Origin of the sequence: Streptomyces sp. NPDC006326, from assembly GCF_040612915.1 — a bacterium.
Classification (GTDB): Bacteria; Actinomycetota; Actinomycetes; order Streptomycetales; family Streptomycetaceae; genus Streptomyces.
This window is the reverse complement of record NZ_JBEXRC010000001.1, coordinates 17720-39317: the sequence shown is the minus strand read 5'-3', so window position 1 is coordinate 39317 and position 21598 is coordinate 17720. Positions and strand designations below refer to the sequence as shown.

The 21598-nt window shown below is 73.4% G+C and carries 17 protein-coding genes; 5 read left to right on the top strand and 12 right to left on the bottom strand.

Features of this window, described 5'->3' with window-relative positions:
• The first annotated feature begins 84 nt into the window (after positions 1-84).
• Positions 85-1416 (top strand): PspC domain-containing protein, encoded by a 1332-nt coding sequence (locus ABZ128_RS00165; RefSeq protein ID WP_356845059.1) that lies wholly within the window; start codon positions 85-87, stop codon positions 1414-1416.
• Positions 1403-1627 (top strand): hypothetical protein, encoded by a 225-nt coding sequence (locus ABZ128_RS00160; protein ID WP_356845058.1) that lies wholly within the window; start codon positions 1403-1405, stop codon positions 1625-1627. The genes ABZ128_RS00165 and ABZ128_RS00160 overlap by 14 nt, the downstream gene beginning before the upstream one ends.
• Here ABZ128_RS00160 and ABZ128_RS00155 read toward each other — a convergent pair.
• The 6 genes from ABZ128_RS00155 to ABZ128_RS00130 form a co-directional block, all read right to left on the bottom strand.
• Positions 1573-2073, bottom strand: a complete 501-nt coding sequence (locus ABZ128_RS00155; protein WP_356845446.1) for a DoxX family protein — start codon at positions 2071-2073, stop codon at positions 1573-1575. The two genes, ABZ128_RS00160 and ABZ128_RS00155, sit on opposite strands and share 55 nt — an antisense overlap.
• 73 nt (positions 2074-2146) lie before the next feature.
• Complete coding sequence (locus tag ABZ128_RS00150) at positions 2147-3412, bottom strand: hypothetical protein (RefSeq protein WP_356845056.1); 1266 nt, start codon at positions 3410-3412, stop codon at positions 2147-2149.
• Positions 3413-3514: 102 nt separating this feature from the next.
• The gene (locus ABZ128_RS00145; protein ID WP_356845055.1) at positions 3515-4285 is read right to left on the bottom strand and encodes a class II aldolase/adducin family protein; all 771 of its coding nucleotides are present in this window, start codon (positions 4283-4285) and stop codon (positions 3515-3517) included.
• A gap of 119 nt (positions 4286-4404) precedes the next feature.
• The gene (gene guaA, locus ABZ128_RS00140; RefSeq protein ID WP_356845053.1) at positions 4405-6000 is read right to left on the bottom strand and encodes a glutamine-hydrolyzing GMP synthase; all 1596 of its coding nucleotides are present in this window, start codon (positions 5998-6000) and stop codon (positions 4405-4407) included.
• Between the two features lie 118 nt (positions 6001-6118).
• On the bottom strand, positions 6119-6961 hold the full coding sequence (locus ABZ128_RS00135) for a helix-turn-helix transcriptional regulator (protein ID WP_356845052.1): 843 nt from the start codon (positions 6959-6961) through the stop codon (positions 6119-6121).
• 25 nt (positions 6962-6986) lie between these two features.
• Entirely contained in the window at positions 6987-7733 is a 747-nt protein-coding gene (locus ABZ128_RS00130) for a DUF6879 family protein (RefSeq protein ID WP_356845050.1), read from the bottom strand.
• Between the two features lie 172 nt (positions 7734-7905).
• Here ABZ128_RS00130 and ABZ128_RS00125 point away from each other — a divergent pair, with 172 nt between their 5' ends.
• From ABZ128_RS00125 to ABZ128_RS00115, 3 genes are all read left to right on the top strand, one after another.
• Entirely contained in the window at positions 7906-8100 is a 195-nt protein-coding gene (locus tag ABZ128_RS00125) for a hypothetical protein (RefSeq protein ID WP_356845049.1), read from the top strand.
• Positions 8094-8342, top strand: a complete 249-nt coding sequence (locus ABZ128_RS00120; protein ID WP_356845048.1) for a hypothetical protein — start codon at positions 8094-8096, stop codon at positions 8340-8342. The genes ABZ128_RS00125 and ABZ128_RS00120 overlap by 7 nt, the downstream gene beginning before the upstream one ends.
• Before the next feature lie 177 nt (positions 8343-8519).
• Positions 8520-8783 carry a chorismate mutase gene (locus tag ABZ128_RS00115; RefSeq protein ID WP_356845047.1) on the top strand — a complete coding sequence of 88 codons (264 nt, stop codon included), beginning with the start codon at positions 8520-8522 and terminating at the stop codon, positions 8781-8783.
• A 328-nt stretch (positions 8784-9111) separates the two neighbouring features.
• Here ABZ128_RS00115 and ABZ128_RS00110 read toward each other — a convergent pair whose 3' ends face one another.
• The 6 genes from ABZ128_RS00110 to ABZ128_RS00085 form a co-directional block, all read right to left on the bottom strand.
• Positions 9112-10932 carry a GMC family oxidoreductase gene (locus ABZ128_RS00110; RefSeq protein ID WP_356845045.1) on the bottom strand — a complete coding sequence of 607 codons (1821 nt, stop codon included), beginning with the start codon at positions 10930-10932 and terminating at the stop codon, positions 9112-9114.
• Positions 10933-10957: 25 nt separating this feature from the next.
• Positions 10958-12586 (bottom strand): succinic semialdehyde dehydrogenase, encoded by a 1629-nt coding sequence (locus ABZ128_RS00105; RefSeq protein WP_356845043.1) that lies wholly within the window; start codon positions 12584-12586, stop codon positions 10958-10960.
• A gap of 112 nt (positions 12587-12698) precedes the next feature.
• Complete coding sequence (locus ABZ128_RS00100) at positions 12699-14327, bottom strand: protein kinase (protein ID WP_356845041.1); 1629 nt, start codon at positions 14325-14327, stop codon at positions 12699-12701.
• 115 nt (positions 14328-14442) lie between these two features.
• Positions 14443-17019 carry a serine/threonine protein kinase gene (locus ABZ128_RS00095; RefSeq protein ID WP_356845040.1) on the bottom strand — a complete coding sequence of 859 codons (2577 nt, stop codon included), beginning with the start codon at positions 17017-17019 and terminating at the stop codon, positions 14443-14445.
• 97 nt (positions 17020-17116) lie between these two features.
• A complete protein-coding gene (locus tag ABZ128_RS00090) occupies positions 17117-19645 on the bottom strand; it encodes a protein kinase (protein WP_356845039.1) in 2529 nt (842 codons plus the stop codon).
• Between the two features lie 176 nt (positions 19646-19821).
• Complete coding sequence (locus tag ABZ128_RS00085; protein WP_356845037.1) at positions 19822-21540, bottom strand: glycerol-3-phosphate dehydrogenase/oxidase; 1719 nt, start codon at positions 21538-21540, stop codon at positions 19822-19824.
• Positions 21541-21598: the final 58 nt, after the last annotated feature.

Sequence of the window (21598 nt, the reverse complement as noted above, 5' to 3'; positions counted from 1 at the left end):
CCCCGGTTCGGCCCGGGGGATATCAGGGTTGCACCAGGGTCGGGCCCGGTGCCGCGGGGCGTGGCGGCCCGTCACCATGGAGCCATGACCACGCACGACTCCCCGCCGGGCGAACCGGCTGCCGGGGCTGCCGCCGCGCCCGGCGGCGAGCGGCCCGCCGAGCGCCCGCCCCTGCGCCGCAGCAAGCGCGACAAGGTCCTCGCAGGTGTGTGCGGCGGCCTCGGCCGGTACTTCGACCTGGACCCGGTGATCTTCCGGATCGTGCTCGGTGTCCTCGCGGTCACCGGCGGGGTGGGCCTGATCTTCTACGGGTTCGCGTGGCTGCTGCTGCCGGTCGACGGCGAGGAGGACAGCGAGGCGAAGAAGCTGCTGACCGGCCGGATCGAGGGCGCCACCCTGGCCGCGGTCTTCTCGGCCCTGGTGGGCTGCGCGCTGTTCCTGTCGATGCTGGACAACGGCGGGCTCGCGGCGTTCTCCGTGCTGGCGGTCCTGGCGCTCGGCGGGGCCGCGTACTGGTCGCAGCGCCGCCGCCACGCCGGTCCCCCCGAGGCGGAGCCCCAGGCCGCGCACCGCCCGGCCCCGCCGGAGACCCAGGCTCCGCCCACCGTCGGCGGCCCGTCGTGGTGGCGTGATCCGCTGGTCAAGGACGGCACCACCGGCCCGGTCGGGTCCAGCGGCTACCTGTGGGGGCCGGACGACTCGGCCGACGCCGTCGCGGCCGGCACCGCGGGCGGCGGCGTCCCGGGCCGGGCGGCGCCGGCCGCCGCCGCGGCCCGGGTGCCGCGCGGCGGCATCGGCGGCCGGGTGTTCGCACTGGCCGTGCTGGGCGGGGCCATCGCCTGCGCCTCGGTCTGGGAGGGCAGCACCCTCTCGTACGCGCTGCAGATCGCCCTGGCCACAGCCCTGGCCGTCTTCGGCCTCGGTCTTGCGGTCAGCTCGGTCAAGGGCCGCACCGGCTTCGGGACCGTCCTGCTGGCCCTGGCCACCGCCGGTCTGCTGGCGGGGGCCTCCGCGCTGCCCCGGGAGATCGGCACCGACTGGCACGACGTGCGCTGGCGCCCGGCCGCGGTGGCCGACGTACGGCCCGTGTACTCCTCGGGCACCGGGCTCGCCACGCTGGACCTGAGCCGGCTCGACGTGCCCAAGGGCACCACGCTGACGGTCCGCGCGACGATCGAGGCGGGCCGGCTCAAGGTGGTCGTACCGCGGGAGGTCACCGCGCAGGCCGACGTCTCGGTCAAGCTGGGCGACATCCGGCTGCCCGGGGACACCAGCCGGGACGTACGCATCAAGAGCGGCGGCGAAACGCAGGAAGAGACCCTCAAGCCGCTGCCCGGCACCGAGGCGGGCGGCACGATCGAGCTGCACCTGAGTGCGGGTGTGGGACAGGTGGAGGTGGCCCGTGCGGCGTCATGAGTTCCAGCCGGGCCGGCTCCTGGCGGGGCTGGTCCTGCTGGCCGCGGCCGTGCTGTACCTGCTCGACGCGACCGGCGGGGCGGACCTGCCCTGGTTCCTGGTCCTCCCGATGGCCGCGGGCGGGCTGGCCCTCGCGGCCCTGGTGGGGATGGTGACCTATGCGGTACGCCGGGACCGGCGCGACCGGATCAGCGAGTCCAGCGACAGGTAGGGCGCCCCGGCCAGGATCAGCGGGATCCACGCCATCAGGTAGGCGAGGTCGTTGCCGTAGTAGTACGGGGACACCTGCCAGGACACCGTGAGCCACAGGCTGAGCGAGATCAGCGCCCCTCCCACGGCAGCGATCCGGGTCAGCAGGCCGGCCAGCACCCCCAGGCCCACCGCGATCTCCCCGATGGCCAGCAGCACGGCGAAGCCGACGGGCGAGAGCAGGGCCCAGTCCACGAGGAAGGGGGCGGCGGAGGTGTCGCGCACGCCGCGCATCAGCTCGCCGATCGAGCCGTTGCCGGAGGCGGACAGGAACGCGGAGTCGGTCAGCTTGTCCAGACCCGCGTAGACGAACGTCACGCCGAGGAAGACCCGCAGCGGCAGCAGCGCGTACCGGGCGGCCCGTTCCCGCAGTCCGGGAGCCGTGCCGTGCGCGTCACCGGCGGGCACATGGCCGGGAGGGACGTCGCCCACGTCGCCGGCGGACACATCAGTTCGGTTCACGCCCCCATGTGTACCCCGTTCACTCGGCCACGTCGATGCTGCAGCGGTTGGATTCCACTCCGGCAGCGGTGACCACCTGGATCTCGACGCGCCCGGGTTCCACTTCCGCCGGGACCGGCACCGTCAGCACGGCGTCGGAGGGGTTGGTGAATCCGCCCGCGACCGGGACCAGCGGCACGTGCACGTGCACCGTCCCGATCCGCACCACGAGCCGGGCCAGCATCTCCGGCGTGTGCGCGCCCGGCGGCACGAACCCGACGCCCCGGATCTCGATGTCGTCCCCGGGCCGGATCGCCGCGTCCAGGTCGCCGGGCTCCCGTCTGCGGACCACCGACAGCACCAGCGGGCGGGTCACCTCGGCGAACTTCGCCGCCAGGTACACGGCCGCCGACAGGGCCACCAGCAGGGCCAGCGCCCACGGCAGCCGCGGCAGCCGGTCCGGGTAGCGGGCCAGCGAGACCACCGCGAAGGCCAGCACCACGGCGGAGACCAGCACGTACTGCGCGTCGGGGAAGCTCCCGCGGCCCGCGTCGTCGGTCAGCAGGTCCGCCCCGCGCGGCCGGTCCGCGGGCAGCTTCTGCAACCGCTGGGCCATGATCCGTACGGCGACCACCCGGCGCACCAGGACCGCCACCGCCGAGGTCAGCGCGACCACCGCCAGCAGCGGCAGCGCCCGGCCGAGCGAGAGCCCGGCGTACAGCGCCTGCCGCTGCGGGCCCGGTGCGGAGGCGGCCAGCCGCAGCGCGGGCAGCAGCGCGGCGAACGCGGTCAGCACCACCCAGGCGCTCGGCACCGCCTTCGAGGTGGACAGCCGGTTGTCCTCCCCCACCAGCGGCGCCAGCAGCCCGCCCCGCAGCGACTGGGCGCGGGCGGCGACGGTGAGCAGGGCGGCCAGCACCAGCGCGGCCAGCAGCCCGGCGGTGCGGGTGGTGGACCAGCCGGTGCCGAGCGCGGTGCCCACCTGCACCAGCAGCAGCACCCCGGCGGCGATCCACACGGCGAGGACGGCCCGCCGCGAGAACAGGTACAGCCAGGAGTTCCCGGCCTCCCTGCCGCGGTCGGCGACCGTCCGGGCCGACAGGGTCAGCTCGTCGGAGACCCACTGCCGGGACGCGCCGGCCGAGCGGGCCACCGCGGCGGGCAGCCCCTGCCCGGCGGCGAACTCGTCCCGCTTCTCCAGGAACGCGGCGACCGCGCGCCGGTGCCCCTCCTGGGCGCCGTGCGGGCAGTCGTCGCAGGTGCAGGAGCCGCCGTGGGTGCTTCGGGACATCTCTTGGACAGCCACGTGCGTGCCGCCTCTCTGAACTTCGGTGCAATGCCAGCGAATTGTGCACCACTGGGGCAGTGTTCCGGATTGCGCACGATGTCAGAGCAGGTGATTAACCGTTCATGATGTTGACGCCACCTGCCGGGACAGCGGCTGGTAGTTCACCCACGCGGCGAGGTCGGTCCCGAACCGCTCCCGCGCGGCGGCCGCCCCGCGGTGGTCGATCACCGCCGGCTTGCCGGCGGCCCGCGCGATCAGCTGCACCTGCGCGGCGCGCTCCGCCGCGACGAACCACCAGGCGGCCGCGTCCACCGAGTCCCCGACGGTCAGCAGCCCGTGGTGGCGCAGGACCAGTGCCTTGTACGGGCCGAGCGCCCGGGCGATCCGGTCGGCGTCCCCGGTTCCGGCGTACCCGTCCAGGAGCGCGTGGTCCTCGTAGAAGGCGCAGGCCTGGGGGCTGATCGGGGCGAGCAGCTCGCCGAGTGCGGCCAGTGCCCGGCCGTACGGACCGTACGTGCGCACCACGGCCACCGTCTCGGGGCGGGCCCGGTGCACGGCCGCGTGCACGGCGAAGGCGAGCCCGTTGACCCGCCGCCCTCCCTGGCGCACCCGCCCGTCCCCGTCGACCAGGAGCAGGTCCTCGGCGGTCAGGGCGCCGAAGGGCCGCCCGAAGGGGTTCACCCAGTAGCAGTCCTCGAACTCCGGGTCGCGGGCGCTGACGTGCCCGTCCACGCCGTCCTCGTACCCCAGCCGCCCCAGCAGCCGCAGGGCCAGCGCGAGGCGCTCCTTGCGGTACGCGCGCTCCCGGGCGGGGTCCTCGTGCACCGGCGGCAGCTCGAAGCCCAGCCGCTCCTCGGGCACGGGTGCGGGTGCGGGTCGGTCGGCGGCCATGGCCCTCCTTCGGTCGCGGCGCAAGGTACCGGCGCGCGCCCGAAGTGGCCATACACGCGGCGAAGCCGCCGCTCCCCTGCCCGGGAGCGGCGGCTTCGACGGTTGCGGTGAGCGGGGTCCTACTCCCACTCGATGGTGCCCGGGGGCTTGCTCGTGCAGTCCAGGACCACGCGGTTCACGTCCGGCACCTCGTTGGTGATGCGGGTGGAGATCCGCGCGAGCACCTCGTACGGCATGCGCGTCCAGTCCGCGGTCATCGCGTCCTCGGAGGACACCGGACGCAGCACGATCGGGTGGCCGTAAGTGCGGCCGTCGCCCTGGACGCCCACGCTGCGGACGTCCGCGAGCAGGACCACCGGGCACTGCCAGATCTCGCGGTCCAGGCCGGCCGCGGTGAGCTCGTGGCGGGCGATGGCGTCGGCCTCGCGCAGCAGGTCCAGGCGCTCCTTGGTGACCTCGCCGACGATGCGGATGCCGAGGCCGGGGCCCGGGAAGGGCTGGCGGTGGACGATCTCGTCGGGGAGGCCGAGCTCCTGGCCGACCATCCGGACCTCGTCCTTGAACAGCTGGCGCAGCGGCTCGATGAGCTCGAACTCGATGTCCTCGGGGAGCCCGCCCACGTTGTGGTGGGACTTGATGTTCGCGGTGCCGGTGCCGCCACCGGACTCGACGACGTCCGGGTAGAGGGTGCCCTGCACCAGGAAGGCCACGTCCGGGCCGCCCTCGGCCTCGGCGATGATCTCGGCCTGGGCCTGCTCGAAGACGCGGATGAACTCGCGGCCGATGATCTTCCGCTTGGTCTCCGGGTCGGAGACGCCGGCGAGCGCGTTCAGGAAGCGCTCCTGCGCGTCGACGACCTTCAGCTGCACGCCGGTCGCGGCGACGAAGTCCTTCTCGACCTGCTCGGTCTCGCCCTTGCGCATCAGGCCGTGGTCGACGTAGACGCAGGTCAGCTGCGGGCCGATGGCCTTCTGCACGAGGGCCGCGGCGACCGCGGAGTCCACGCCGCCGGAGAGGCCGCAGATGGCACGCTTGTCGCCGACCTGCTGGCGGATGGCCTCGATCTGCTCCTCGACGATGTTGCCGGTGGTCCAGGTCGGGGCCAGACCGGCGCCGCGGTAGAGGAAGTGCTCCAGGACCTGCTGGCCGTGCGTGGAGTGCATCACCTCGGGGTGGTACTGCACGCCGTACAGCTTCTTCTCGTCGTTCTCGAAGGCCGCGACCGGGACGACGTTCGTCGAGGCGGTGACGGTGAAGCCCTCCGGGGCGGCGGAGCAGGCGTCGCCGTGCGACATCCACACCGACTGGTTCTCGGGGGTGCCCTCGAAGAGGGTGGAGCCCGACTTGGAGACGGCGAGCGGCGTACGGCCGTACTCGCGGGCGCCGGTGTTGTCGACGGTGCCGCCGAGGGCCGTCGCCATCAGCTGGAAGCCGTAGCACATGCCGAAGACGGGGACGCCGGCCTCGAAGATCTCGCGGTCGAGCTGCGGGGCGCCCTCTTCGTAGACGGAGGACGGGCCGCCGGAGAGGATGATCGCCTTGGGGTCCTTGGCCAGCATCTCGGCCACGGGCATCGTGCTGGGCACGATCTCGCTGTAGACCCGTGCCTCGCGGACGCGGCGGGCGATGAGCTGGGCGTACTGGGCGCCGAAGTCGACGACGAGAACCGTGTCCGGGGCGGCGCTGTCGTGGGCGGCGTGGGGTGCTTCTGGCACGGGGGCGGCCTTCCGGCGGAAGAGGGTGGCTGTTTTGTCGATTCTACCGGTGGCGGAGCACGCCGTTTTGTCGCACCATCCGAGACCCACGCCACCGTTACCCGAGGCGACGGTCCTGTCACAGCGCCCGGCGCGCCTCGCTGATCACCCTCTGGGCGTCGGCCCCGTAGACGGCGGACTCGCGGAGCGCGTTCCAGGCCCGGTCGTAGGTTGCGATGCTGTCGGCGTCATCGAGCCACAGCTCCGCATGCCAGTCCTCCACGATCACGAGCCGCTCGTCGTAGATCCAGAAACCGTTGCCCGGGTGGATCTTCAAAGGGTTCGAGAACGGAATGATGCCCAGTTCGACCGTGTCGAGGCCGATGACGCTCAGCAGCCTGTCGAGCTGCGCCGCGAGGACTGACGGGGGACACACCAGGGCGTGCAGCGCCCCTTCCCACATCATGATCTGGTGCCGCTTACCGGAGTCGTACAGCGCTTCCTGGCGACGTACCCGCGCGCGCACCGCGTCCTCGGTGTCCCGGGGCGACTGCATGAGTTCGGCGTGCCGGGTGAAAACGGCCCGGGCGTAGTCGGCGGTCTGAAGCATGCCTGCGACGAGGCAGTTCTCCCAGATGCGCAAGGTGGTGGTACGGGCGTGCTCGGCGGTGATCGCGTCCTGCACCGCGCGATGCCCGGAGGCCAGTTGGCGGCGCCACGAGCGGATGTGGGATTCGAAGCCCTTGAGCCGCGCATGCAGTTCATCGGTGACATCCGGGCTGCCAGTCGCTTCCGCCCAGGCCCTCAGGTCGTCGGCCGTCGCGGTCTGCCGCCCGTTTTCCAGCTTGTAGACCTTGGAGTGCGTCCAGCCGAGCAACTCCGCCAGCTGTGTACCGGTGAGCCGACCCGCAGGGCCCGACAGCCGCAGGTCCCGGAGCCTGGCTCCGAGCGCGGCCCGCGCCTTCTGAAAGTCTGTGCTCACCGGTCACACGCTACTTACGGCCCGCCTAGGTGGCCAGGCCCGCCGCGAAGGCCTCGTAGCGAACCGCGTAGTGCCATGCCGCGTCGCGGACCTGTGCGTATCGGTTGACGGCCGCCGGCTCCGTGATCAGCTCCACGTCGATCAGGTTGTCGGCGTCATCGAAGTTGAGCAGGGCCACGAACCGGGAGTCGAAGATCCAGAAGTCTTCGGCGGGCAGCTGCAGGCGATCCGCATCCTCCCGCCAGAGGTTGCGGATGTCCTCACCCACGGCGCAGTTCCGCTTGGCGTTGTCGAGCAGGTAGAGCTGCCCCACTGACGGCGGGTTGTCGACGATCCGCACCCGCTCGAAGCGCTTGCCCTGGCCCGTCTGCCCCCGGACGGTACGGGACCAGGCGTCGTCGTAGTCCCACTGCACGGGCTCCCCGGCCACGAACTGCGCATAGGTTTCGTCGGCCTCGTCGGACGCGAAGCGCCGCCTCGTCTCCAACCGCCAGGCCGTGTGCTCGAAGTTCTCGAAGAGCCTCCCGAAGGCGTCGAGGTCGATGATGCGCGGAACCCGCTCCGCCTCCTTGGGCCCGAAGTCCACGAGCAGCTCCCTCGGGACCACCACCGGGACCTCGCCCTCACCGAGGTGCCGGAGCTGCTTGATGTCCTCCGGGTCGGTGAGTGGCCTTCCCTGGACGACGATCTCTCCGCTGTCCAGATCCTGATGCACGGCGGGACAGCCACCGCCGACCGAGCCCGTACCGTTGAAACGCAGTCGCCGCGCCATGAACTCGCCCCTTCTGTCGGGAACTTCCACACCCAGCATTCACGGATCCCGGACGCCGCGGTAGCTCATACCCAAGACCACGAAGGAACATCCGAGAACATCTCCCCGGCGTGCGAGAACAATCGAGAACACGGCATCGCGGCCTCAACTCAACGCCCCTAGCGTCCAATGCATGGCGTCACAGACCACCATGAGCCCCCCGGTCCACCTCACCCTCCCCGCCGAAGCCCCCCGCCCCGCCCCCGGCTGCGATGTGTGCGCGGCGCTGGTGAGGCAGCGTTCCGAGGCGTACCGACAGGGGGACCGCTCGGCGGTGTCGGACTGCAATGTGGAGATCGCCGCGCACCGCGGGCGGGACGGGTGCTGATCCGGCACGCCCCCGAAGGCGGAGTCGTCTACGAGGCGTTCTGCGCCGCCTACCGCTGCGATGCCGAGTCCGGACCGCACGGCGAGCACGAGGCGGCGCAGGACTGGGCGCTGCGGCATGCGGAGCGAACGGGACACGAGCTGTTCCGCCGCGTGTACACCGACCACGCCCGCGTCACGCGCCCCGCCGATCCGTCTCAGCATCCGGGCCGGGTTGGCCCGGAGCGGGGCAGGCGGCAATAATCCGTTTCGTGCGCAAGCAGCTGAGCTTCCTCTTTACCTATGGCACCGGCCGGTCCGGTCGCCATGGGTCCTCGTGATGCTCGCCTGAGCCACTGACTTCCCAGAGCGCCCCGGTCCGACAGGACCGGGGCGCTCCGCGTTTCCCGCTCCTGTCGGCACAACCCTTCAGGAGAAACCATGACCACCCTCACCACCACCCCCGAGCAGCTGATCGCCGACTCCCGCGAGCGGATCGACGCGATCGACGACCGGATCATCGGCCTGATCCAGGAGCGGATGGCCGTCTCCACGGTCATCCAGGAGGCCCGGATCGCCTCCGGCGGACGCCGGGTGCACCTCTCCCGCGAGATGGAGGTGCTCTCACATTGGAGCGATGCTCTCGGAAAGTCCGGCACCGCACTCGCGATGACCTTGCTGGAACTGTGCCGGGGCCGGGTCTGACGCCTGTTCGTCACTCGTCCGGACCGTGACCGGCCCGGGAGGCCTTCGTTGGTGTGGATGTCCGCGCCAGCCAGGCGCGGGGCGCAACACCACGCGTGGCTCCACCGGAGCGATGAGACGTACGCCCGTGGGACGTGCGTCGTGGGACCTCGCTCCCTCGCGTGACCGGACGGCAGGGGACAGCAGCCCGGTCACCCCACAAGGACGGCCGGCCCAGGGAACGCCCCGGGTCGGCCGTTCCGTGTGCGCCCGCGGTTCGCTGTGTGACGGACACCACAGCCGCCTCAACCGGAATCCGGTACAACCTTCAGAGTTGAGCACCTGTCACTTATGTATCGCGGCGGGTACCGCGCTCGGAGGGGGAGCGCGGTACCCGCGGCGGAACGTCCGGGACGGCCAGGAACGGCAGCCGCAGCGCGCCGAACGCCTCCTTCGGAACGGCCGGGCGCACCGGCTCCACCGCCGCGAGGCGCGTGTAGGACTCCCCCTGCTGCGGCCGCGGGTCCGGTTCGCCCTTGTTCGGCCAGTACGCCATCGCCCGCTCCGCCTGCGCCGTGATCGTCAGCGACGGGTTGACCCCGAGGTTCGCGGAGACCGCGGAGCCGTCCACCACCGAGATCCCGGGGTGCCCGTAGAGCCGGTGGTACGGGTCCACGACGCCCTGCTCGGGCGAGGCGCCGATCGGGCAGCCGCCCAGGAAGTGCGCGGTCAGCGGGGTGCCCATCAGCTCGCCGACGTTGCTGCCGGGGAAGCCGTTGATCTCCTCGGCGAGCAGGGTCGCCGCCCGGGTGGCCTCCTCGATCTGCACCGGGTTCGGGGCGCCGTGCCCCTGCCGGGCCGTGAGCAGGCCCTTCCCCAGGCCCCCCGCCTTGCGGTAGGTGGTGAGGGAGTTGTCCAGCGACTGCATGACCAGCCCGATGATCGTCCGCTCCGACCAGCGCCGGTTGGACAGCGAGCGCATCAGCTGCACCGGGTGCTTCACGGTCCGCGCGAACCAGGCCCGGACCCGGTGCGGGTGGTACGGCACCTGCAGGACGGTCAGGAACCCCATCGCGTTGGAGCCCTTGCCGTAGCGGACGGGCTCGATGTGGGTGTCGGCGTCGGGGTGCACGGACGAGGTGATCGCGACGCCCCGGGTGAAGTCGGCCCGTGTCCGCCGGTCGCCGCCGTGCCGCCTGCGGTAGCGGCGGTCGTCGGTCTGCGCGCCGACCAGCCCCTCGGAGTTGGTCCGGGTCAGCTCGCCGAGCCGGTCCGAGATCCGCGGGAGCAGCCCGTTGTCCTTCATGGTGTGCAGCAGCGTCTGGGTGCCGTACGTGCCCGCCGCGACCACCACGTACCGGGCGCGCAGCTCCTTGGCACTGCCCTTGACGCGCCTGCGGCGCTGGTCGGTGGGAACGGTGCGGACCCGGTAGCCGCCCTCCGGGTGCTCGGCGAGGGCGGTGACGGTGGTCATCGGGTGGATGACGGCGCCCGCGCGCTCGGCGAGGTGGAGGTAGTTCTCGTTCAGGGTGTTCTTCGCGCCGTGCCGGCAGCCCGTCATGCACTCCCCGCACTCGGTGCAGGCCCTCCGGGCGGGTCCGGCGCCGCCGAAGTACGGGTCGGGCACCTCCTGGCCGGGCCGGGCCTGCGCCCCGCCCCCGGCGTCGGCGCCGTCGCCGAAGAAGACGCCGACCGGGGCCATGTGGAAGGAGTCCCCGACGCCCATCTTCTCGGCGGCCGCCTTCAGGTGGACGTCGGACGGGGTCATGGTCGGGTTGAGGCGTACGCCGAGCATCCGCTTGGCCTGGTCGTAGTACGGGGCGAGTTCCTCGCGCCAGTCGGTGATGGACGCCCACTGGCGGTCCTCGAAGAACGCGGTCGGCGGCACGTACAGGGTGTTGGCGTAGTTGAGCGAGCCGCCGCCCACGCCGGCGCCCGCGAGCACCATCACGTTGCCGAGCAGGTGGATCCGCTGGATCCCGTACAGCCCCAGGGCCGGGGCCCACAGGTAGTTGCGCAGGTCCCAGCTGTTCTTCGGCAGGCTCTCGCGGGTGAAGCGGCGCCCTGCCTCCAGGACGCCCACCCGGTAGCCCTTCTCGGTCAGCCGCAGCGCCGAGACCGACCCTCCGAAGCCCGATCCGATGACGATGACGTCGTAGTCGTACGACACTGCGGTGCCTCCCGGGCGGTGGTGCCTAACGGAATCGGAGAGCCTTCATGACCTTGAGGCTGCGGGTCATGAACGCCGCGTACTTCTCGTCGTCCATGCCGAGCGAGGGCGCCATCGGCAGCAGCCGCTGGTGGGCGACGGTCTGCGCCTCGGTGTACTTGAGGATGCCCTCGGAGCCGTGGCGGCGGCCGAGGCCGGAGTCCTTCATGCCGCCCATGGGCGCCTGCGCGCTGCCGTAGGCGGGGGCGTAGCCCTCGTTGATGTTGACGGTGCCGGTGCGCAGGCGGGCGGCGACGGCGTGGCCGCGGCGGGCGTCCTTGGTCCACACGCTGGAGTTGAGGCCGTAGGCGGTGGAGTTGGCCTGGGCGACGGCCTCGTCCTCGTCGGTGAACCGGTAGATCGAGACGACCGGGCCGAAGGTCTCCTCGCCGCACACCGCCATCGGCGCCTCGACGCCGTCGAGGATGGTGGGCTCGTAGAACAGCGGGCCGATGTCGGGACGGGCGGTGCCGCCCGCGACCAGCGTGGCGCCCTTGGCGACGGCCTCGTCGACGTGCCGCTGCACGGTCTCCAGCTGGCGCTCGCCGACCAGCGAGCCCATGTCCGCGCCGTAGGCGAGGGAGGCACCCAGCCGCATGGCCTTCGTCCGGGCGGCGAAGCGCTCGACGAAGGCGTCGGCGATCGAGGCGTGGACGTACAGCCGCTCGATGGAGATGCAGAGCTGGCCCGCGGAGGAGAAGCAGGCGCGGACGGCGCCGGCTGCGGCCTTCTCCACGTCGGCGTCGTGCAGGACGAGCATGGCGTTCTTGCCGCCGAGTTCGAGCGAGACCCCGACCAGGCGGGCGGCCGCGCCCCGGGCCACCTCGCGGCCCGTACGGGTGGAGCCCGTGAAGGAGACGTAGTCGGCGTGCCGGACGACTTCGGGGCCGACGACCGGGCCGTCGCCGAGCACGATCTGGAAGACCTCGGCGGGCAGCCCGGCCTCGATCAGCAGGTCACGGGCCCACAGGGCGGTGAGCGCGGTCTCCGTGTCGGGCTTCATGACGACGGCGTTGCCGGCGACGAAGGCGGGCAGCGCATCGCCGACGGACAGTTCCAGCGGGTAGTTCCAGGGAGCGATCTGGCCGACGACCCCGCGCGGCTGGCGCAGCTCGGTGACCTTGGTGAGGGTGGGCATGGCGCCCGTGTGGCCCTTGGGGCGCAGGTACGCGGGGGCCTTGCGGCCGTAGTGGCGGGCGGCGACGGCGACGGCCTGCACCTCCTCGTGGGCGTGCAGGCGGGCCTTGCCGGTCTCCAGCTGGATCAGGTCGAGCACCTCGGCCTGGCGGGCCAGCACCAGGTCGTGGAAGCGGAGCAGGACGGCGGCCCGCTTGCGTACGGGGACGGCGGCCCAGGCCGGCTGCGCGGCACGGGCCCGGTCGAAGGCCTCGGACACGTCCTCGGGGGTCGCCTCGGGCAGGTCCGCCAGCTTGGCCCCGGTGAAGGGGGTGTGGTTGGCGGTGCGGCCGGAGCCGAGCACTCCGCGGGTGAGCCGGGTGACCAGGTCGGGGGTCACCACGTCGGCGGCGGTGCGGGCACCGGCCGGGGCGGGGGCGACCGGGTTGGTGGGCTGCGGTGCGCTGCGGAGGGGGGCCGGGGCCTGCGAGTCCGTCATGGCGGTGAGCGTATTGCGCGCGCGCCGCTTTGGGTACCCGTCGGTAACCGGATTTTGCCATTTCTGCCAGCGATCGCTGGCAGGATGGCCGAGTCCGTCCCGGGGCGGCGCCTCAGCCCTTCTTCGCGGGGGGCTGCCAGCCGCTGAGCACGGTGTCGAACTGCGAGCGCGTGACCGCCCAGTCGGCGGCCGGCCCGGACATGTACACCGCGTACTCGGTGCCGTCCGGGGCGACGTACATCTGCTCGATGGCCCGGCGCGGACCGGCCTGCGTGCCCTTCTCGGTCCAGGAGAACTCCCAGATGGCGGCGCGGGTGCTGTCGCGGAAGGTGTTCTGGTTCAGCTTCTGGCGCTTGTAGTCCGTCCGCTGCTTCACCTGCTTCTCCAGGTCCAGCACGTGCATGTACGGGTTCTCGTAGTCCGGGGTCGGGTCCGAGGCGATCCGGATGAAGTGCTTGCCGTTGTCCGCGGTGTAGTCGATCTGGTTGCCGTCCATCTGGCGCTTCCAGCCGTCCGGCACGAACAGCGCGAAGCCCGTCGGGTCGGTCACCTCCTTCCACCCCGCGGGCGGGGTGACCGCGGCCTGCCCGTCACCGTCGCCGTCCTGCTGGTCGGGGGCGCTCGCGTCCTTGTCGGAGCCGCCGCCCTTGTCCGCGTCCGCCTCGCCGGTGAACTTCAGCACCCCGAAGGCGGCTCCGCCACCGACCAGCGCCGCCACCAGGGCGATGGCCGCGGCCCGCTTGACCCGGCCGCCGGTGGGACGCGCGGGCGCCGACGGCGGTACGGGCTGCTCCGGGAGCGCGGCCGTACGCGCCTGATCCGCCGTCCCGGCGGTGTCGGGCTCCTGCGCGGAGGCCAGTTCCTGCGAGCTGACCGCGCGCGTGGGCACGTACGCCTGCGCCGCCTTCGGCTCGCGGCCCTCCATCGCCTCGATCAGCATCCGCTCGGCCTCCTGGGCCGAGGGCCGGCCGGCCGGATCCTTGTGCAGCAGGGCCGTGATGACCGGGCCGAGCGCCCCGGACTGCTTCAGGGCCGGCGGCTCGTCGTTGACCACGGCCTGCAGGCTGGAGATGGGCGAGGTCCGGCGGAACGGCGAGCGGGCCTCGACCGCCGTGTAGAGCGTCGCGCCGAGCGACCACAGGTCGGAGGCCGGGTCGGGGGCGCCGCCGGTGACCCGCTCCGGGGCCAGGTAGTCGATGGAGCCGACGAGTTCGCCGGTGCGGGTGATGGAGGAGTCGCCCTCGATCGCCGCGATCCCGAAGTCGGTGAGCAGGACGCGCCCGTCCTTGGCGAGCAGCACGTTGCCCGGCTTCACGTCCCGGTGCAGTACGCCCACCGCGTGCGCGGCGCGCAGCGCGCCGAGGACGTGCAGCCCGATCCTGGCCGCCTCGCGCGGCTCGATCCGGCCGGCCGCCTTGGCCGCCTCGGCGAGGGACGGGCCGTCGATGTACTCCATGACGATCCACGGCCGGTCGTCGTGTTCCAGCACGTCGTGGACGGTGACCACCGCCGGGTGCTGGATCCGGGCCGCGGCCCGGGCCTCCTTCTGCGTCCGGGCGTGCAGCACCTCCCGGTCGGCCTGCGCCACGTACAGGCCCGCCGTCAGTTCCTTGACCGCGACGGTCCGGTGCAGCAGCTCATCATGCGCGCGCCACACCTTGCCCATGCCGCCGCTGCCGATGGGCTCCACGAGCCGGTACCGGCCAGCGAGCACCGCGCCCGCACCTGTCTGCTGTTCCACGAATCCCCGCCACTGTTGTGCACTTCGGGCCAGATTACGGAGCCCGTGGGGCTGCCGGAACCGCGAACGCGCGGTTCCGGCAGCACTGTGACGCAATTGCCGTACTGATTCCCCGTCACCCGCCCGCGCGGTAACTCCCCGTGGCCTTCTCGAAGACCTCGGTGACCTTGCCCTCCCCGTCCTGGGGTCCCGTCACCATGACGACGTGGTAGCTGCCGCCGAGCGCGACGACGAAGTTGCGGGCGACGACGCTGCGGCCGTTGCCGTCGATCCACGTGTACCGGCCGGAGGCCCGCAGTTGCTGCCCGACCTTGGTGGTCTTCACGTCGCCGCCGCTCGCCCAGGTGGAGGAGCGGTACGGGGCGAGCTCCGGCTCCTTGTCCTTCTGGTACGTCGCCGGGTCCGGGGAGCCTTCGACCTTGTCCCGGCCGGGGACCACCGTCAGGACGTACTCCCCGTCCGTGTAGCGGACCTGGCCGGCCTCGTTCATGCCGCGGCGCTCCCAGCCGGCGGGCACGGCGATCTCGAAGTGCTCGGGGTCCTGCTGGGTGGTGTAGCCGGGCGGAGCGGGCGCGGGCGCGGCCGTCTGCGGGGCGGGCTTGGACTCCGGAGTGCCGGTGGGGGTACGGGCCGGCCCCGCCTGGGGCTGCGAGGGGGCCGGGGTCGCGGATCCGGCCGGGCCGGCGGCGCCGTCCGGTGCGGACTTCGGCATGAAGAGCGCCGCGTACGCCACGGCCCCCGCGAGCAGGGCGAGGACCGCCAGCAGCAGGATCCGCCCGAGGGAGCGCGGCGCCCGGGTGCGTTCGGGGCTGCGGTGGCGGCCGTGCAGGTCACCGCGCCGGCGTACGACGGGCAGCCGCGCGGGATCCGGCTCCGGCAGCGGGAGCACGCCGTAACGGGCGTCCGGCTCGGGCGCGGAGCGCACGAGCGAGCGCAGCCAGCCGCGGAGCTCCTCGAAGTCGGGGCGCTCGGTGGGGTCCTGGCGCAGCAGCGACTCCACGACGGGGCGCAGCGGGCCGCACTCCTCCGCGAAGGCGGGGGGCTCGGCGCAGACCATCTCGACGAGCTCGGTGACGCTGTCCTCGGGGTACGGGGCGTGGCCCTGCACGGCCCGGTAGAGCAGCGCGCCCAGCGCCCACAGGTCGGTGGCGGGCCCGACGGGGGCGGCGAGCTGCCAGGGGCCGGTGGCGGAGCGGGCCTGCTCGGGGGCCCAGCGCTCGGTGACGGCCCCGACGACGGCCATCCGCGTCTGCCGCGCCCGCTCGGCCCCCAGCCCGCTCCGGGGCCCTGCGCTCCGGCTCCCGGCCCGGTCCGGCCCGGCCGGCGGGGCCTGCGGCGCCGGGGTGGCCTCGGGCAGCCGCTGCCGGGGCGTGGCGGGCGGGAGCAGGGGTGCGCCCGGCTGGGGACGGCTCTCGGGCAGGCCCGGGCGGGCCGTTCCCGGGGCGGCGGCCCGGGTCCCGGCCTCGGCCTGGCGGTAGCCCTGGGGCAGGGCCAGCGGGGCGGGCAGCGCGGAACGCGCGGGCTCCGCGCCCGGGGTCGGCGCCTCCGGCGAGCGGGGCTCGGCCTCCTCCGCGGTCCGGGCCAGGGCCTGGCGGCGCGGGGTGGCGCCGTGCCAGGGGGCGCCGTTGCCGGAATCCGGCTCCGGGTCGCCGTACGGGTAGGAGTACCCCTGCGGCAGGGTCGATCCCTCGGGGCGGCGCTCCGGCGCGGGTTCGGTCCCGCCGTTGCGCTGTCCGGTGACACGGGCGGCCGCGGCCTGCGCACCCGCCCGGTACGCGGCGATGGCCCCGGCCCGCGCGGCGGCGCGCAGCTCGGGGCGGTCCTCGGGACGGTCCTCGGACCGGTCCTCGGACCGGCCGGGAGTGATGTGATCGGAGTACCGCGGCCCGGTGTCGTACCCCGGCGCGACGAGCGGCGCGTACCGCACGTCCTGAGCGGCCCGCGCCTCGTGCTCGGCACCCGCCTCCGGCCCGGCGGTCGCCGTACCGCGGCGGCCGGGGCCGTCCACGGGGTCTGGGCCGGTCCCGTCGGCAACGCCCGTACCGGAGTCGGGCGGGGGCGTCCGTACGGCCGGCGCCGGTGTGCCCCAGCCCTGGGCGGCGGTCTCGGCCGGTACCGGCTCGTACCCGCACAGTGCGTCCTCCGCGGCCCCCGCCGCCAGCCCGGTGAGGACGACCCGCCCGTCATCGCATATCAACACGGTCCGGACCGTGATGTTGCGGTGCGTCCAGCCGTGCGCGTGCAGCACCCGCAGCGCGGTCAGCACGTCCGAGGCCACCTCGGCCGCCCGGTACGGGGTCAGCGGTTCGTCGGCGATCAGCGCCGCCAGCGGACGGGCCGGCACCAACTCGCTCACGATCCAGAGCGATCCGTCCTCGGCGAACACGTCGAAGACCTGGTCCAGCCGCGGATGGTCCGGCACGGACGCCGCCGCCTGCGCGGCCGCGATGGCCCGCCGCACGGCCGGCAGTTCGCCCGCCGCGCGCCGTCCCGCGGCCCCCGCGGGGGCGCTCGGTCCGTCCCCGTCGAGCAGTTCGGCGTCCACGACCTCCGGCAACGGCACCTGCCGCACCAGGACTTCCTGCCCGCTGCGGGTGTCGAAGGCGCGGGTCTCGACCAGTTCGTACGCGTCCGAGGGCGGCAGCGGCAGGCGGTAGCGGCCGGCCAGGATCCGGCCCGCGTAGTCCTCCACTTCGCCTCCCCCGAGTGCCCGGGGTCACGCCTCTCCGTGGCCCCGCTGACACGATACGTCGCGCAGGGCGCCCGCGTCCCGGGGCTGGGAAGGCTCGTCAGGCGAGCGGCTGGAAGGTCTGGAACGCCGTGTTGCGCATCTGCGTGCACTCCGCGCCGTCCCACTGGTCGGCGGCGCAGCTGATCATGATGGCGTAACCGTTCTTCGCGTCGATTCTGAAGCCGCGGTTGAGCACCCGGACCTTGATGCCCTTCTGCTCCCGCTCGAACTCCCAGTCCGCGACGGTCGGGTAGCCGCGGTAGTCCACCGTGTCGATGCGGACGGTCCGGTAGTTCGTGCTGCTGCCGGCCACGTCGGCGACCGATCCGAGCCAAGCGGCGCGGGCGTCGGTGCCGGGCTTGGCGGTGTGGTCGACCTGGATGCGCGGGAAGCCGCCGTCGCGGCTGTATATGCCGCCGGAGTTGTCACCGGCTATGCCGGTCTGGTGGAAGCCCTCCGGCATCGCCATCGAGAAGTGGAACCCGGGGTCCGTCACCATCGTGTACCCGGCGGGCAGTCCGCCGGCCGCGGGGCCGCCGGGCGTGGCGCCCTGCCCCTGGCTCTGACCCTGCCCCTGGCTCTGCCCCTGCTGATTCGTGCCGGGCGGCTGGCCCTGGGCGGTGCTGCCGCTGCCCGCGGTGGCGCCCTTGCCGGCGGTGGAGCCGGGCTCGCCGCTCTTGGCGGAGCCGCCGGGGCTGGGGCTGCCGGAAACGGCCGGCCCGGGGCCGCCCTTGCCCTGGTCCTTCTTGTCGGCCGCGTCGTCGCCGCTGAACGCGTACGCGATCAGCGAGCCGATGACGGCCAGTGCGAGGAACACCCCGGTTATCGCGAGCGCGATCGTACGGCGGGACATGACGTCGGTGAGCGGAGCCGGGACCGGCGAGGGCTTGCGGGGTACCAGGGGCTCGGCGGCGGAGGCGGTCGTCGTGGCGGCGGTGGTGGCGGCGGCCTTGCGGGCCGCCTTCAGTGCCGCGCGGGCGCGCTCGCGCTGCTCGCGCTCGCGCCGCTCGCGTTCCTTCTTCTCGGCCCTCTCGGCCTTCTCGGCCGCCTTCTCGGCGGCGGCCTTGGCCGCGGCCTCCTTGGCGTCGGCCAGCGAGATCTGCCGGGTCTCCTCGACGGCGGGGGCGAGGACCGGGGCCACGACCTCCTCCGGCGCGTTGACGACGGCCGTGAGCATGGCTCGCGCGCGCTGGTCGTCGAGCCGCCGGGCCGGGTCCTTGACCAGCAGGCCGTAGATGACCTCGGTCAGCGGACCGGCGTTCTTGGGCGGCTCGACCGGCTCGGTCATGACCGCGGTGAGGGTGGCGAGGGCGGAGCCCTTGTCGTACGGGGGCACGCCCTCGACGGCGGCGTAGAGCAGGCCGCCGAGGGACCACAGGTCGGCGGGCGGCCCGGGCTTCTGGCCGCGGGCGCGCTCCGGGGAGATGTAGGAGGGGGCGCCGACGAGCATGCCAGTGGAGGTGATGGAGGGGTCGCCCTCGACCTGCGCGATGCCGAAGTCGGTGAGGACGACGCGGCCGGTGCGGGCGATGAGCACGTTGGACGGCTTCACGTCCCGGTGCAGGATGCCCTGGCCGTGCGCGGCGCGGAGCACGTCGAGCACCGCGAGGCCGACCTCGGCGGCGCGCCGGGGGCTCAGCGGGCCCTGCTCACGGATGAACTCGGCCAGCGAGGGGCCCTCGATGAGCTCCATGACGATCCACGGACGGCCGTCCTCGTCGACGACGTCGAAGACGGTGACGGCGCCGTCGTTGCGGATCCGGGCGATCGCCTTGGCCTCGCGCAGGGTACGGGTGATGAGCCTGCGCTTCTCGTCCTCGTCGACGCCGGTGCTGAAGCGGAGCTCCTTGACGGCGACGGTACGGCCGAGGGTCTCGTCCTCGGCGCGCCAGACGGTGCCCATGCCGCCCTTGCCGAGCACCGACCGCAGCCGGTAGCGCCGGGCGAGCAGCCGCCCTTCGTCCTGCCCGTCCGCGGCGGCCTTCGCGGCGGCCGCCTTGACGGCGGCGGCCACGGCATCGGCCTTCTCGACGACGGGGTTCCTGACGGGCTCCCCCGAACCGGCCTTCGCCACCACCGGCTTCGCGTCCGTGGGCTCCGCGGCGGGCTTCGCCGGGCCCGGCTCCTCGGAACCGGGCTTCGCGTCCGCGGGCTCCGCCGCGGCCTTGGCCAGGTCCGGCTTCGCCGGTACGGGCTTGGCGTCTCCCGGCTCCGCCGCAGGCGCGGTGGCGGCCTTCGCCCCGTCAGACGCGGCTGCGGCGGCAGGTTTCACCGGATCCGGCTTCGGCTGAGCGGGCTTCGGCTGAGCGGGCTTCGCATCCTCCGGCTCCGCGTCCGCGGCCGGAGCCGGCTTCGCGGTCTCGGGCTTCGCGGCCCCGGGCTTGGTCAGGTCCGGCTTCGGCGCCGCGGTCCCGGCGGCCTGCGGCTTCGCCTGGGGCGGTATGGCCGCGGCCTTCGCCGGGTCCGGCGTCGCCGCCGCGGGCTTCGCGTCCTCCGGCTCCGCCGCAGGCGAGGTGGCAGGCGGGACCGCCGGCTTCGCCCGGTCCTGCTTCTGCGCAGACGACTCGGTGTGCTCCGGCTTCGACATGCGTCCCCTCTGCGATCGTGCCGCCTGCTCCGGCTGCCCCGGGAGCCGCCGGGGTGTCCGGTGGCCCGCCCCGGGAGAACCCGCGCGGTAACCCGCCCCGGCAGAACCCTCATTGTTCCTCACTCCGCAACGGACGGGAGCCCCGGGTCCACGGTTCCCCCCGGCACATCCCGGAGTTACAACGGAACGATGTCGGGCGCCCCCAACCGCGCCGCGTCCGCCGTCTGGTCGTCCGGCTGACGCTGCGATTCGCGCTCCGCCTGCACCCTCTTCTCGTAGTGCTCCACTTCCTTCTCGATCTGCTGCTTGTCCCACCCCAGGACCGGAGCCATCAGCTCCGCGCATTCCCTCGCCGTCCGCGTACCGCGGTCGAAGGTCTCGATCGAGATCCGCGTCCGCCGCGTCAGCACGTCGTCCAGGTGCCGCGCCCCCTCGTGCGAGGCCGCGTACACCACTTCGGCCCGCAGGTAGTCGTCCGCGCCGGTCAGGGGTTCGCCCAAAGACGCGTCGGCCTGGACCAGGTCGAGCAGTTCGTCCGTCAGCGAGCCGTACCGGTTCAACAGGTGCTCCACCCGCACCACATGAAGCCCCGTCCGGGCGGCGATCCCGGCCCGGCCGTTCCACAGCGCCCGGTAGCCCTCCGCCCCCACCAGCGGCACCTCCTCCGTCACGCAGTCCGCGACCCGCTGGTCCAGCCCGTGCACCGCCTCGTCCACCGCATCCTTGGCCATGACCCGGTACGTCGTGTACTTGCCGCCCGCCACCATCACCAGCCCGGGCACCGGGTGCGCCACGGTGTGCTCGCGCGAAAGCTTGCTCGTCGCGTCCGACTCACCGGCCAGCAGGGGCCGCAGGCCCGCGTACACGCCCTCCACGTCGTCGCGCGTCAGCGGCACCGCCAGCACCGCGTTCACGTGCTCCAGGAGGTAGTCGATGTCCGCGCTGGAGGCCGCCGGATGGGCCTTGTCCAGGTCCCAGTCGGTGTCCGTGGTGCCCACGATCCAGTGCCGGCCCCACGGGATGACGAACAGCACCGACTTCTCGGTCCGCAGGATCAGCCCGGTGCTCGAATTGATCCGGTCCTTGGGCACCACCAGGTGGATGCCCTTCGACGCCCGGACGTGGAACCGGCCGCGCTCCCCGATCATCGCCTGCGTGTCGTCCGTCCACACGCCGGTCGCGTTCACGACCTGCTTCGCGCGGATCTCGTATTCCGCGGGACGCCCCCGCCCCCCTTCCACATCCCGCACCCGCGCGCCGACGACCCGCTCGCCCTCGCGCAGGAAGCCGACCACCCTCGCCCGGTTGGCGCACAGCGCCCCGTACGCGGCCGCCGTCCGCACCAGCGTGGTGACGTAGCGGGCGTCGTCCATCTGGGCGTCGTAGTACTGCAGGGCGCCCACCAGGGCGTCCTTGCGCAGCGCCGGCGCGACCCGCAGCGCGCGCTTGCGCGTCAGGTGGCGGTGCACGGGCAGGCCCCGGCCGTGCCCGCTGGAGACCGACATCGCGTCGTACAGCGCCACGCCCGAGCCGGCGTACAGCCGCTCCCAGCCCTTGTGCTGGAGCGGGTACAGGAAGGGCACGGGCTTGACCAGGTGCGGAGCCAGCCGCTCCAGCAGCAGCCCGCGCTCCTTGAGGGCCTCCCGGACGAGGGCGAAGTCGAGCATCTCCAGATAGCGCAGGCCGCCGTGGATCAGCTTGCTCGACCGGCTGGAGGTGCCCGAGGCCCAGTCCCGCGCCTCCACGAGCCCGGTCGTGAGCCCCCGGGTCGCCGCGTCGAGGGCGGTGCCGGCGCCGACCACGCCCGCGCCCACCACCAGGACGTCCAGTTCCCGCTCGGCCATGCCGGCGAGCGCCTTCGCGCGCTGCTCGGGCCCCAGTGTCGCTGTCCTCACGGCTGCCTCCCGTCGGTGCGGGTGTCTCCCGCTCGGTGCGGACGTCTCCCGCTCGGTG